Source organism: Krasilnikovia sp. M28-CT-15 (assembly GCF_047159595.1).
Taxonomy (GTDB): domain Bacteria; phylum Actinomycetota; class Actinomycetes; order Mycobacteriales; family Micromonosporaceae; genus Actinoplanes.
In genome coordinates, this window is record NZ_BAAGAK010000001.1 from 997,387 (window position 1) to 1,010,107 (window position 12,721).

General features: G+C 72.3%; 14 protein-coding genes. 5 read left to right on the forward strand and 9 right to left on the reverse strand.

What is annotated here, in order from left to right; translation table 11 throughout:
- Positions 1–32 precede the first annotated feature (32 nt).
- Genes ACMCNO_RS04805 through ACMCNO_RS04815 form a run of 3 tightly spaced genes read right to left on the reverse strand, consistent with a single transcriptional unit; the run spans position 33 to position 2,997 of the window.
- Complete coding sequence (locus tag ACMCNO_RS04805) at positions 33–1,298, reverse strand: FtsX-like permease family protein (protein ID WP_412748211.1); 1,266 nt, start codon at positions 1,296–1,298, stop codon at positions 33–35.
- Positions 1,295–1,990: an ABC transporter ATP-binding protein gene (locus tag ACMCNO_RS04810; protein WP_412748212.1), complete on the reverse strand. Its 696-nt coding sequence runs from the start codon at positions 1,988–1,990 to the stop codon at positions 1,295–1,297. Before ACMCNO_RS04810 ends, ACMCNO_RS04805 begins: the two co-directional genes overlap by 4 nt.
- Complete coding sequence (locus tag ACMCNO_RS04815) at positions 1,987–2,997, reverse strand: efflux RND transporter periplasmic adaptor subunit (RefSeq protein ID WP_412748213.1); 1,011 nt, start codon at positions 2,995–2,997, stop codon at positions 1,987–1,989. The genes ACMCNO_RS04810 and ACMCNO_RS04815 overlap by 4 nt, the downstream gene beginning before the upstream one ends.
- Positions 2,998–3,213: 216 nt before the next feature.
- Between ACMCNO_RS04815 and ACMCNO_RS04820 the strand changes: the two genes are divergently transcribed.
- Positions 3,214–3,636 (forward strand): hypothetical protein, encoded by a 423-nt coding sequence (locus tag ACMCNO_RS04820; RefSeq protein ID WP_412748214.1) that lies wholly within the window; start codon positions 3,214–3,216, stop codon positions 3,634–3,636.
- A gap of 128 nt (positions 3,637–3,764) precedes the next feature.
- On the opposite strand, the gene ACMCNO_RS04825 is transcribed toward ACMCNO_RS04820, so the two are convergent.
- Entirely contained in the window at positions 3,765–5,009 is a 1,245-nt protein-coding gene (locus ACMCNO_RS04825) for an EAL and HDOD domain-containing protein (RefSeq protein ID WP_412748215.1), read from the reverse strand.
- Between the two features lie 244 nt (positions 5,010–5,253).
- Here ACMCNO_RS04825 and ACMCNO_RS04830 point away from each other — a divergent pair, with 244 nt between their 5' ends.
- Positions 5,254–6,396 (forward strand): M48 family metallopeptidase, encoded by a 1,143-nt coding sequence (locus ACMCNO_RS04830; protein ID WP_412748216.1) that lies wholly within the window; start codon positions 5,254–5,256, stop codon positions 6,394–6,396.
- Between the two features lie 9 nt (positions 6,397–6,405).
- Positions 6,406–6,951 (forward strand): peptide deformylase, encoded by a 546-nt coding sequence (def, locus tag ACMCNO_RS04835; protein WP_412748217.1) that lies wholly within the window; start codon positions 6,406–6,408, stop codon positions 6,949–6,951.
- Positions 6,952–6,954: 3 nt separating this feature from the next.
- On the opposite strand, the gene nhaA is transcribed toward def, so the two are convergent.
- Together nhaA and ACMCNO_RS04845 are read right to left on the reverse strand one after the other, a co-directional pair.
- Positions 6,955–8,232 (reverse strand): Na+/H+ antiporter NhaA, encoded by a 1,278-nt coding sequence (nhaA, locus tag ACMCNO_RS04840; protein ID WP_412748218.1) that lies wholly within the window; start codon positions 8,230–8,232, stop codon positions 6,955–6,957.
- Positions 8,233–8,253: 21 nt separating this feature from the next.
- Positions 8,254–8,997, reverse strand: coding sequence for an alanyl-tRNA editing protein (locus ACMCNO_RS04845; protein ID WP_412748219.1), 744 nt, complete (start codon positions 8,995–8,997; stop codon positions 8,254–8,256).
- 149 nt (positions 8,998–9,146) lie between these two features.
- Between ACMCNO_RS04845 and ACMCNO_RS04850 the strand changes: the two genes are divergently transcribed.
- Positions 9,147–10,451 (forward strand): BTAD domain-containing putative transcriptional regulator, encoded by a 1,305-nt coding sequence (locus tag ACMCNO_RS04850; RefSeq protein WP_412748220.1) that lies wholly within the window; start codon positions 9,147–9,149, stop codon positions 10,449–10,451.
- Between the two features lie 29 nt (positions 10,452–10,480).
- Here ACMCNO_RS04850 and ACMCNO_RS04855 read toward each other — a convergent pair whose 3' ends face one another.
- A complete protein-coding gene (locus ACMCNO_RS04855) occupies positions 10,481–10,612 on the reverse strand; it encodes a hypothetical protein (protein WP_412748221.1) in 132 nt (43 codons plus the stop codon).
- Positions 10,613–10,753: 141 nt separating this feature from the next.
- On the opposite strand from ACMCNO_RS04855, the gene ACMCNO_RS04860 reads away from it, so the two are divergent.
- Entirely contained in the window at positions 10,754–11,710 is a 957-nt protein-coding gene (locus tag ACMCNO_RS04860; protein ID WP_412748222.1) for a GlxA family transcriptional regulator, read from the forward strand.
- Positions 11,711–11,713: 3 nt separating this feature from the next.
- Here the strand turns inward: ACMCNO_RS04860 and ACMCNO_RS04865 are convergent, their stop codons facing one another.
- Both ACMCNO_RS04865 and ACMCNO_RS04870 read right to left on the reverse strand, forming a co-directional pair.
- A complete protein-coding gene (locus ACMCNO_RS04865; RefSeq protein ID WP_412748223.1) occupies positions 11,714–12,064 on the reverse strand; it encodes an STAS domain-containing protein in 351 nt (116 codons plus the stop codon).
- Positions 12,065–12,095: 31 nt separating this feature from the next.
- A complete protein-coding gene (locus ACMCNO_RS04870) occupies positions 12,096–12,581 on the reverse strand; it encodes a hypothetical protein (RefSeq protein WP_412748224.1) in 486 nt (161 codons plus the stop codon).
- Positions 12,582–12,721: the final 140 nt, after the last annotated feature.

The following is a 12,721-nucleotide window of genomic DNA, read 5'->3' on the forward strand; positions in this document are numbered from 1 at the left end:
TCGGGTCGTCGACCGGCACGCCTGACGCCGGGTCAGGCGCGCATGACGGTGGCGATGGGGATCCGGGCCGCGCGGATGGCCGGGATGAAACCGCCGAGGACCCCGGCGATGATGCCCGCGATGATGCCCGCCACCCCCGCCTCCCAGGGGAACTGCACGTTGTGCAGCAACGGCTCGGAATCCCCGACCAGCGTGGTGACCACCTTCAGCGCGGCGATGCTCGTACCGATCGCGGCGGCCGCGGTGAGCAGTCCGGTCAGCAACGTCTCCGCCAGGACGATGCCCGCCAGCAGCGTGCGGGGGGTGCCGACCGCGCGGCGCAGCGCGAACTCCTCGACCCGCTCGCCCACCGTGGCGAGGCCGACGTTGAGGATGCCCGCGACGCCGATCAGCAGGACCAGACCGGCCATCGAGAAGAACACCAGCCGGATCAGCTTCAGCTCGTTCTCCCGCTGCTTGCGCGAGTCGATGGTCTCCGCGTACGTGTCCGCCCCGGCGCCCTTGAGCCGCGAGGTCAGCACCTGCTCGACCGGGGTCGGGGGAGCCAGCATGACGCGCAGCTCGCCGTTGGCCAGGCCCGCGGCGGGCAGCCAGTTGGTCAGCTCGTCGAACCGGGCGTAGGCGTGCGGTTGCGTGTCCCCGTCGTCGATCACACCGACGAACTGCGGGGTGAGATTGGCGGGGGCACCGGCGACGCGCATCTCGGCGGGCACGTGGTGCCGTGCGAAGCCCTTCGCCGCCTCCTTGTTGAGCACCAGCCGCGGCGCCAGAGCCGGCACGGTGGTGAAGTCGAGCCAGCGCCCCGACTGCGGCCGGAACGGCCGGAACGTACGGATGTCGCCGGTCAGCGCGGTGAGCCGGACCTCGACGGCCTCGCCCATCGGCCCCGACGGCGCCTCGCAGTGGCCGTCCGGGAAGCAGGTCTCGCCGCCGCCCCAGCTCGCGTCGAGCGGCGACGCACCCTCGTTGACCGGCCGGACGCCGGGCTCGCCGATGATGCCGGAGACCGTCAGCGACGCCACCGCGTCGGACCGGCCGTGCACGGTCTTGAGGACGATGTCGGCCGCCTTCGGGTTCGCCATCACGTCGATCGTGCGGGTGCCGTCGATGCCGGCGGTGAGTTCCAGGTCGGCCAGCATCGCGCGGTCCGCGATGCTGGCGCCCGCCTGCACGACCACCACCGCGAGAACGCCGAGGAACAGGCTCACCATGGACAGCAACGTCCGCAGCTTGCGCGCCCGGATGCCCTGCAGGCCGATGATCAGTGACGACCGGTACCGCCCCGAGAACCGCCTCATGCCGTGATGACCCGCTCCGTGAGGACCCCGTCGACGAGGTCGTGGGTCCGGCCCATCCGGGCCGCGTGGTCCCGGTCGTGCGTGACCAGGATGAGGCCGCAGCCGCGCGTGGTCGCGGCGCTCAACGCGTCGATCACGACGGTGCCGGTCTCGGTGTCCAGGGCGCCGGTCGGCTCATCGGCCAGCAGGACCCGCGGCCGGCGGACCAGCGCCCGGGCGATCGCCACCCGCTGCTGCTCGCCACCGGACATCCGGGGCGGGCGGTTCTTCGCGAGGTGGGCGATGCCGACCTGCTCGAGGGCCTCGAGCACCCGGGCGCGGCGTTCCCGGCGGGGCAGCCAGCCCTGGCCGTTGACCAGGGCCATGGCCACGTTCTGCGCTGCGGTCAGGTGTTTGAGCAGGAAGAACCGCTGGAACACGAAGCCGAAGTGCGAGCTGCGCAGCTTCGCGGCCTGGCGTTCCGAGATCCGGCTGATGTCGCGTCCCTCGAGCAGGTATTCACCCGCGTCGGGCCGGTCGAACAGGCCGATCAGGCTGAGCAGCGTGCTCTTGCCGGACCCGGAGCGGCCGACGATCGCCACGCTCTCCCCGGCCCGTACGGTGAGGTCCGCCCCGGCCAGGATGGTGCGGGGCTCCGCCTGTCCCTTGAGGACCTTCGTGATGCCGGTCAGCTCGATCAGGGGCTGGGTCATCTGGGGGCTCCGGACGGCCCGCCCTCGGGGTTCTCGCCGCCGGGCGGTGCCGCGGGCAGGTCCGGCCCGGGGACGGCGACGGTCTCGTCGCCCCGCAGCCCCGACTTGATCTGCACGACCTTGCCGTCGGTGAGCCCGAGGACCACATCCACGGTCCTGCGGGTCCGGTCCGCGCCGACCACGTCGACCTTTCCCCGGCCCTGTACCCCGGCGACCGCCTCGACCGGCAGCACCATGGCGTTGCCGGCCTTCGCGGTGACCACCTGCAGCGTGACCGCCGCACCGTTGATCAGCTTGACGGTGTCCGGGGCGGCGCAGACCAGTCGCATGCCGGTGGGCTCGGAGCCCCCGCTCTCGGGGGCCTCGGGCGCCTCGGGCGCCTCCGTGGCGGCGGGCTGGCCGGACTGCTGCGGCGCCGGTGTCTTGGGCGGGGGCGGCGCGGGGATGGTCCCGGCGGGCAGGGCGGCGATGGTGCCCAGCGTCGTGCACGTGAACGGGCCCGGCCCGTTCTTGATCTGTCCCTTGACGGACTTGACCGCGCCCGCGATCCGGTACGCCTGTTCACTGTCGACGTCGGCCACGATGCCGTATCCGGCGTGCTGGGCGGAGATGACCGGCATGCCCTTCGTGACGTCGGCGTGGTCGTCCATCAGCCGCCCGGCCAGCAGGGAGTCCTTCGGGATCTCGACACGGCGCGGCTCGCCGCCGCGCCACACCGTGGCGACCCACATCGGCCGGGTGGCGGGGGTCTGCGACGGCTGCCGGTCGACGTAGCGCAGCTCGCCGTCGGTGGGTGCGACGATCCCGAACACCGGGTTGATGGTCACCTTCCCGGCCAGGCTGATCTGGTTGGAAAGGTCCTGCCGGGTCGGCTTCACGGTGGTGAGGACCGTCCCGCGTGCTTCGAGCCCGGGCGTCTGGGGCTGCTCCTTGGATCCGGTGCATCCGGAAAGGAGGGCGAGCGCCAGCACCGTCGCGCCGGCGCAGGCGAGTCTGCGTCTGTCCACCGATTCTCCTTCGCCTGGCGGTCCGGACACTCCGGGCGATCATCACGAACGTGGATGAAGCCCGGCGAGGAGGCTACAGGGATCATGCAAGTCGGCGGCATGCGCTGTTCGTCAGGCGCCCGCCCCGGTGCGGCGGCCGACTGGCGGGATCGCGCTCTCTTGGTAGTGTCAGGTTTCCGTCGAGAAGCCATCGAAGCTGGTGGAGTGTGGGCTGTGGTGTCGACCGGACCCTTCGCCGGATTGCCTGACCCGGGCCAGGCATCGACGCTGGACGAATTGTCCGACTGCCTGCGCGCCCTGAAGGTGTGGGCGGGTAACCGGTCGTACGAGGCGATCACCGCGGGGGTGAACGCGGGGCGGCTGGAGTCGGAGTTCGTCGGCAAGACGACGGTGGTGGACTGCTTCCGGGCGGGTCGCCGCCGGGTGGACAGCGATCTCGTGGTCGCCGTGGTCCACGTGCTGAACCCCGATCCCGGCTACGTCCATCAATGGCGGCAGGCGTTGCGGGTGGTGACCGGTCAGGCCAAGGCCGCCACCCAGGTCCGGGTCCAGGACCTGTTGCCGCGGGATCTGCCGCAGTTCGCCGGTCGGGCACCCGAGGTCGCCGCGGTCCGGCGGATCGTGCACGACAGCCGGTAGGCGGGCGCCACGGTGGTGATCTCCGCGTTGGAGGGCATGGCCGGGGTGGGCAAGACCCAGCTGGCCATCCACGTGGCGCACCTGCTGGCCGAGGAGCACCGGTTCGACCGGGTGATGGCCGCGCGGTGTCAGCAGGCGGCGGTGGTGGCGGCCGCGACGGCGCGGGTCGACCAGGCCATCGCGTCCATGCACTTGGTGGTCAGGTCGGGGGAGACCGGGACCTCGGTGGGGCCGGGCAGGTCGCCGTGCTCGTACGCCTGCACGGTGCGCAGCACACAGCCCAGCTGCCCGGAGCCGTTGACCAGCGCCTCGGTCACCTCGGCGGCCAGCGGGAGCTGACGGGCGATGACGGCCGGGGTCACGTTCAGCAGCTCGGCCACGCCGACGATCAGCCCGGCCATGAACGCCGCCTCCGGCGCCACCGCGGCGTCCCCGGCCACGTTCTCGCAGAGCCGGGCCCGGGTCAGCGCGCTGATCAGCTGGTCTTCGGTCGCCTCGGCCACATCGTCGATGACCATGAGCATCGCCCACTGCCGGATGTGCGACAAGCCGATCATGACGACGGCCTGCCGTACGGACGAGATGCGGGTGGTGCTGGCCGCCGCCGCAGAGTTGCTGGCCCGCAGCACCCGCAGCGACAGGGCCGGGTCCGTCGCGATGATGTTGTGCACCCGTTCCAGGTCGGCGTCCGCGGCGGACAGCGCGCTGAGCAGTTCGAGGCGGCGGATCCGCGACGGGGACAGGGTGCGGGCGGTGAGCACCTGGGGGCGGCTCAGCGCGTACCCCTGGCGCAGCTCGAGACCGAACCGGTCGGCCAGCTCGACCTGCTCGGCGCTCTCCAGCCGCTCGGCCACGATCTGCAGGCCGGGCCGGCGGCGGCAGGCCGCCACGATCTCCTCCAGCCGGGACAGGTCACCGTCGAGCAGGTCGAGTTTCACGTACGAGGCGAGGTCGAGCAGGCGTTCGTGCCCCGAGCCCCAGACGAAGTCGTCCAGGGCGATCCGGTACCCGGCGGCGACCAGCGCGGTGATGCCCGCGACGACGGCGTCGTCGACCTCGACCGTCTCCAGCACTTCCAGCACCACCTGCTCAGGGCCGAACGGCAGGGTCAGCTCGCCGGTGAGGAACTCCTGGGTCACGTTGATGAAGCACAGCCGGTCACCCACGACCTCGCGGATGCCGAACTCGGTGAACGCGTTCACGATGACCTTGCTCGTCGCGTACGTGTCGCGGTGGCCCGCGTCGACGGCGTCGACGCTGCCCCGGAACAGCAGCTCATAGGCGACGACGCCGCCGAGCCGGTCGAAGATCGGCTGACGGCCGACATGGACGGGCTGGGTGCCGGACAACGCGCGGGCCACCGAGGGATTCACGGCGCCACCCATCGGCGGCGTTGAGGAGTAGTTGACCTTTTGCTGAGGAATTTTTGCTCTCTTTCTGCACCCGGGCTTTCTGCACCCGGGTCGAGGGCGCCTGGTCGATGGCCTGTCGCGTCGACGAGATCGGCCGAAAGTCGCATTCGGGCGGCTGGGGAAGTCCCGCTGGGAGCCGATGCGCCGGCCCGGTGGCGCCCGGGAGGCTGCAAGCGGCATCGAACGAGCAGAGGGGCACAGGGCCATGACGGTCGACGACAACCCGCCCGCGCGTCAGCGGGTGACCCTGACCGGGATCAGCTCACGGGCGTGGGAGCACCCGGCCGACCGGGGCGCGCTCACCGCGCTGCGCGAGCTGCGCGGCTTCGACGACGTGGTCCGTGGCTTCTTCGGGATGTGGAACGAGCGCGGCTTCCGCCTGTCGTACCTGGCCGGGGCGATCCGGGTCGACCACCGGCAGTATCCGCGGGTGCACCGGATCTTCGCCGAGGCCGCGGCGGCCCTGGACGTGACGACGCTGCCCGAGTTGTACGTCCGCCAGGAGCCGGTCATCCAGGGTGAGGCGATCGGCATGGACCGCGCGTTCGTCGTCGTCACCACGGCGGCGGTCGAGCGGCTCGACGACGACGAGCTGCGCGCGCTGCTCGGGCACGAGCTGGGACACGTCCGCAGCGGCCACGCCGTCTACAAGACGATCATGACGATCCTGACCCGGTGGGTCAGCAACGTCAGCTGGCTGCCCATCGGCGCGATCGCGCTGCGCGCCATCATCGCCGGAATGTACGAGTGGTGGCGCAAGGCGGAGCTGTCCGCGGACCGGGCGGGGTTGCTGGCCGGTCAGGATCCGGCGGCGTCGCTGCGGCTGCTGATGAAGCTTGCCGGGGGTGGGGACCTGTCGCAGATCGACACGGCGGCGTTCCTGGAGCAGGCGGGGGAGTACGCGGGTGGCGGGGATCTGCGCGACAGCATCCACAAGATCGGTCTGACCGCGTGGAGCACCCATCCGGTGCCCGTGGCGCGGGCCGCGGAGCTGAACCGGTGGATCGACACCGGGGAGTACACCCGGATCCTGGCCGGGGAGTACCCGCGCCGCGACGACGACCGCGACACCTCGGTCACCGCGGAGGTCAAGGCTGCCGCCGCCCACTACTCCGAGGCGTTCCAGGTCTCCCCGGACCCGTTGGTCACCCTGGTCCGGCGCATGGGCGGCGGGGCGGCCGACCTCGGCGACTGGGCGGGCACCCAGGCGGGCCGGGCCTGGGGCTGGGCGGGGACCGCCACGGACGCGGCCGCGCGGGCCGCCCGCCGCGCCTCCTCCAGCCAGCCCAACGGTGGCACCAACGGCACCAACGGCGGCGACGGCGGCTCGGACCCCACCGCGAACTAGGATGAGGCGGTGCAGACCCGATCCGGCACCCCACGGCCCATCACCCGGTACGGCAACCCGGTCCTGCACCGCAGGTGCGCCGACGTCACGGTCTTCGACGACGACCTGCGCCAGCTCGTGGCGGACATGTTCGCCAGCATGGCGGCGGCCAACGGGGTCGGTCTGGCCGCCAACCAGATCGGCGTGGACGCCCGCGTCTTCGTCGTCGACTGCCCCGACGCGACCGGCAGGAACGTGGTGGCGCACGTGGTCAACCCGGTTCTGCACCTGCCGGAGAGCCGCGAGCTCGACGTCGACGGCGAAGGCTGCCTGTCCGTGCCCGGCCCGCAGACCGACGTCGGACGCCCCGCGGAAGCGTACGTGACCGGGGTCGACATGCGCGGTGAGCCGGTGCGCATCGACGGCACCGGCCGTCTCGCCCGCTGCCTGCAGCACGAGACCGACCACCTCGACGGCCTGCTCTACGTCGACCGCCTCCCGGCGAAGCAGCGCAAGCGCCTGCTGGCCGAGAGCGCCCGCCACCCGGGCGTCGGGGCGGGCGTGCCCACCGCCTGAGGTCTACTCCTGACGTTGGTAGACGTCCGGCACGCCATCGGCGTCCGTGTCGAGGTCCTCCTCGGCGCAGAGCCGGCGGTAGTGCCGGTTGCGTGCCCGCAGCACGACCGTCGCCAAGCCCGCCGCCAGCAGCGAACCGACCAGGACACCCAATTTCACGTACTGTTCGCGGTGGGTGCCCACCCCGAACGCCAGCTCCCCGATGAGCAGCGAGACCGTGAAGCCGACCCCGCCGAGCATCGCCAGGCCGAGCACGTCCCACCAGCTCAGCCCTTCGGCGAGCCGGGCCCTGGTGAAGCGTTGCACCAGCCAGGTCGCCCCGAGGATGCCGACCGTCTTGCCCACCACGAGCCCCACCACGATGCCGAGCGTGATCGTGTCCAGCAGGCTCGCGCCGAGCGCACCGGTCAACGTGACGCCCGCGGCGAAGAACGCGAACACCGGCACGGCGACACCGGCAGACACCGGGCGCCACCGGTGTTCGAAATGCTCGGCCAGGCACGGCTCCGGATCGTTCTCCGGGCGGGCGACCGGCACGGTGAACGCCAGCAGCACTGCGGCCACCGTGGCATGCACCCCGGACGCGTGCACCAGCGCCCAGGTCGTGAACGCCAGCGGCAGCAGCAGCCACCACGCGCGCACCTGCCGCTGCGCCAGTACCCCGAACACGGCCAGCGGCAGCACCGCCAGCATCAGCGGCACGGGGTGCAGCGCCGCGGTGTAGAACACCGCGATGACGACGATCGCCAGCAGGTCGTCCACGACCGCCAGGGTCAGCAGGAAGGTACGCATCGCCGTCGGCAGATGGGTGCTGATCAGTCCGAGTACGGCCAGCGCGAACGCGATGTCCGTGGCGGTGGGGATGGCCCAGCCGCGCAGCGCCCCGTCCGGCGCGTGCAGGTTGATCGCCACGAAGCACAGCGCCGGAAGGATCATCCCGCCGACCGCGGCGGCGACCGGCAGCGCCGCCCGCCGGGGGTCGCGCAGGTCCCCGGCGAGGAACTCCCGCTTGACCTCCAGGCCCGCGACGAAGAAGAAGATCGCCAGCAGGCCGTCCGAGGCCCAGGCGCTCAGGGTGAGGTCCAGATGCAACGCCTCCGGTCCGACCCGGACGTCGGCGAGCCGGTGGTACGCGTCCGCCCATCGCGAATTCGCCCAGAGCAGCGCGGTCAGGGCGGTGCACATGAGCAGGACACCGCCGACCGTCTCGCGACGCAGGATGTCGCCGATGCGACGCGCCTCGGGCCAGCTCCCATGCCCGAACAGTCGCGGTGCGGCCATGCCCGTGCCTCCCGGAATGGCTCAGACCAGGCGCAGCCTGACGCGTCGGTTCTGCCGGCCCTTGCTCTCCACCTTGACGATCTGCACCCGGCCGACCTGAGCGGTCGACGCCACATGCGTGCCACCGTCAGCCTGCACGTCGAGTCCGACGATGTCCACGACCCGGATCTCGGGCATGTCCAGCGGCGGCAGCGCGTCCTGGGTGCGCACGAGATCCGGGATGGCCAGTGCCTCACCGCGGGGCAGGACCCGTGCCACGATCTTGCGGTCGGCGGTGATCTCCGCGTTGACCGCGTCTTCGAGCGACTGCTTGAACCCGGCGGGCACCTCGGGCAGGTTGAAGTCCATGCGCGCCTCGCCGGGCTGCATGTTGCCGCCGGTCACCAGCGCGCCGAAGTCGCGGAACACCGTGCCGCACAGGATGTGCAGCCCGGAATGGGTCCGCATCAGGCTGCTGCGCCGCTCGTCGTCGAGGGCCCCGCGCACGGCCGTCCCGGCCGGTGGCACCGGGTCACCCGGGGCGGGGATCAGGTACAGGTCGTCACCCTTGCGGGTGTCCACGATCCGGGTCTGCACCCCCTGCCAGAGGAGTACGCCGTGGTCCGGTGGCTGACCCCCGCCGCCCGGGTAGAAGGCCGAGCGGTCCAGCACGATGCCGGCCTCGGGATCGGCCGGGTCGGCGGCCACGACGGTGCAGTCCCACTCGCGGATCGTCGGATCGACCCAGTCCAGCCGGTGCGTGTGTCCGTGCTGCTCGAACGCCATCCGGGAAGTCTAGAACCGGAACGCCGGTGTGGATGTCGTTCCGCGCTACCCGGTGCGGTGCCGGAAAGCCAAGTCAGCGTTCGGTCAGCCGTTCCTGCCGGATCCGGCAGTTCTGCGACCGTACACACCGGACCTAGCCTCGGGCCGTCATGGACTTCCGTCTGCTGGGTGAGTTCGAAGCCGTCCACGAGTCGCGGCCCGTCGGGGTGGGGCGGCGACAGGAGCGGCAGGCGCTGGCCGCCCTGCTGATCGTCCCCCCGGGGCAGGCGGTCAGCACGGACCGGCTGGTCGACGCGGTGTGGCCGGAAAACCCGCCCCGCACGGCCCGCGCCACCCTGCACACGTACGTGGCGCGGCTGCGGCAGGCGCTGGAACCGTACGGGGTGCGGATCGTGCACGTGGGCGACGGGTACCGGATCGATCCGGGCCCGGCCACGGTGGACGCCTACCGGTTCCGGGACCTCGCGGCCGCCGCCGAGGCCGCCACCGACCCGGCGCAGCGGGCCCGGCTGGCCGCCGCGGCGCTGGCGCTGTGGCACGGTGATCTGCCCGCCGACGAGGAGTTGACGTCGCTGCGGCTGACCCTCGCGGAACGGTACGCGCGGCAGCGGCTGGACGCCGGAGATCCGGCCGCCGACCTGCTCCCGCTGGCCCGGGCGTACCCGGTCCGGGAGCGGCTGGCCGCGCTGGTGATGACCGCGCTGCACCGCGAAGGCCGCCGCGCGGACGCGCTGGCGCTGTTCAGCCGGGTCGCCGGGGCACTCGCCGAGCTGGGCGGCGAGCCGGGCCCCGAACTCGGGCAGCTGCGCGACCGGGTGGCGCGGGCCGATCCGGTGCTGGACCGGCCGCCCGCGCCCGGATACGCCGTCCGGGTCGGCGACGAGTGGCTGCCGTGGCTCACCGGCGGCCACCCGGCGCTGGAGTTCTGCAACACGTATGCCGGGTGGGGCGCGCAGCGGCGGCCGCGCCGTGCCCCCTTCGGCGGCTTCCGGTCGGAATGGCTGCGTTCATACCGCACCCTGGCCGTCTGGGCGGGCCACGTCGATCTGGCCGACGGCTGGGTGGTGACCCGGCTGCTGACCGCGGCGCGGCGCGACCCCGTCGCTGCGGCGGACGTCCTGGCCGAGGCGCGGGAGCTGCGCGCCCAGATGTACGCCTGCCTCACCGATGACCGGGACGCGGCCGCGTTCAAGGCGGTGGCGGACGCGGCCGAGTCGGCCGGGCGGTCGGCGACGTTCGCCCGCGGGAGCGACGGCCTCGGCTGCTGGCGGATCTCGCCGAGCGCCGGCCTGCGCCTTCCGGTGCGGGCCGCCGCGCTGGCCGCGGCGCAGCTGCTGGCCGATCCGCGGCGTTTCACGGTGCGTGCCTGCCCCGGGGAGCAGTGCGGATGGCTCTTCCTCGACGAGCAGGGCCGGCGCCGCTGGTGCAGTGTCGGCACCTGCGGGCGGCCCTGAAGCCCGGCTGGACATCCCCCAGGGAGGGGTCACGGGCGGCGGGGTGAGCGGAACCCGTCGGTGGTCGGTCGCCAGTCGGCGCCGTCGCGGCTGTCGGTGGTCCGGCCGAATGCCGCCGCAACCGTGATGAGCAGGAAGAACACGAGAATGCTGAGTGCCATGATGACGTACCCCTGTCCGGCGTGATGGCCGGTGCGCACCGGGTGTGTTGCTTTCAGCCTGCCCTGGTGCTGGGGCCTCCGACAGTGGCAGAGATGCCATGCATCCACAAAATCCTGCCAGTTCGGGGGTAGGCTGGCCGCATGCTGGAACGCGTCGCCGTCATCGCACTGCCCGAGACCGCCGTCTTCGAACTGGGCGTTCTCTGCGAACTCTTCGGGTACGACCGCACGGCCGAGGGCCTGCCCGGATACGACTTCGCGGTGTGCAGCCCCGGGGGTCGGCCCGTCCGCTCACACGCGGGCTTCTCGATCACCACCAGTCACGACCTGACCCCGGTCGAGTCGGCCGACCTGGTGGCCGTCGCCCCGTACGGATATCACCAGGAGCCGCCGGCCGAGGTACTGGCCGCGCTGCGCCGGGCGTACGACCGCGGCGCCTGGCTGATGAGCCTGTGCACCGCCGCGTTCGCGCTGGGCGCGGCCGGGCTGCTCGACGGGCGCCGCTGCACCACCCACTGGCGGCACACCGAGGCGCTGGCCGCCCGCTTCCCCGCTGCGAAGGTCGACCCCGACGTTCTCTACGTGGCCGACGACCGCGTGCTCACCAGCGCCGGCACGGCGGCCAGCATCGACCTAGGTCTGCATCTGGTCCGCGAGGAGCACGGCTCGGCGGTGGCCACCATGATGGCGCGCCGGATGGTGGTCCCGCCGCACCGCGACGGCGGGCAGGCGCAGTTCATCGAGACCCCGGTGCCGGCCCTGGGCCACTGCGACACACTCCAGCCCGTGTTGACTCGGGTGCTGGCGGAGCTCGACCGGGAGCACACGGTGGAGACGATGGCGGCGCAGGCGCACATGGCACCGCGTACGTTCGCGCGGCGCTTCCGGGCGGAGACCGGTGTGACCCCGCACGACTGGCTCACCGGCCAGCGGGTGCTGCTCGCCCGGCGCCTGCTGGAGGACTCCGGACTGGGTGTCGACGCGATCGCGGTCCGGGCCGGATTCGGCTCGGCGGCCACGCTGCGGCACCACTTCACCCGGCGGCTCAGCACGACCCCGCAGGCGTACCGGGCGACGTTCCAGCACCGCGCCGCCTGATCCCTATGCGGCGGAGCGCGAGTAGGGCGCGACTCGTTCGGGGGCCTGTTCGACGAGTTCGCCGAGCAGCCTGGTGACCTCCAGGACCATGCGGACGACCGGGCCGGGGTTGCGCAGGCGCAACTCCAGGCCCCGTGCGTCCGCGGCCCGCTTCGCGGCGACGAACACCCCGATGCCGGAGGAGTCCAGGAACGTCACGTCGCTGAGATCCACCACGATCCGGCCGCCGGTGCGGGACGCCACGACCTCCCGCAGCACCTCCCGTACGGCGGCGGAGGTGTGGATGTCGACGTCTCCCTCCGGGGAGACGATCACCGTGTCGTCGGCCAGTTGCAGGGTGCAGTCGAAGGGCATGACGGTCCCGCCTCTCCGTGGGTCGTCGGGCTCAGTGGCACAGGGGCAGATGGGTGCGTACGGTGCGGGGCACGTCCTGGTCGCAGGTGCGATCCGTGCCGGCGGCGATCGGATGCCAGGCGCCCCCGGCGTACCGGAAGACGACCGTCGCCCGGTCGGCTTCCTTGGGGTTGGTGAGGCCGACCGCGTAGCCCTGGTAGCACGCGACGTCGCTGAGCGTCGCGGTCTTCGCGAGGCGGTTCTTGATGTCCGAGGGGTCGGCGTAGAGCGCGGTCACCAGTTTCGCTCCGGTGACGGGACAGTCACCGCCCGTCGCGGTGACGACGGTCTTGCTGGGACTCGGCTTGTGGGTGCCGTTCGGGGCGGGCTTGGTCGGCGTGGTGCCCGTCGCCGCAGGTGGGGTGGTGGTCGCGGGCGGGGTCGGCGGGTCGGTTTTCGTCGTTGTGCCGGTGCATCCCGTGCCCACGGCCAGGACCGCCGCCACGCCGGCCAGTCCCCACCACTTCCGTCCCCGCATGTGTCGCTCCCCGGTGTGTCTGCCGATCTGGTGCGCACACTGTGCCCTGGTCAGCGGTGCGGGTGCCGGTCCGGTGACCGCCTTGGCACGAACGTGGGAGCACGGGTCCGGAAGAGAGATATCCCTCTTAACCTATGGGA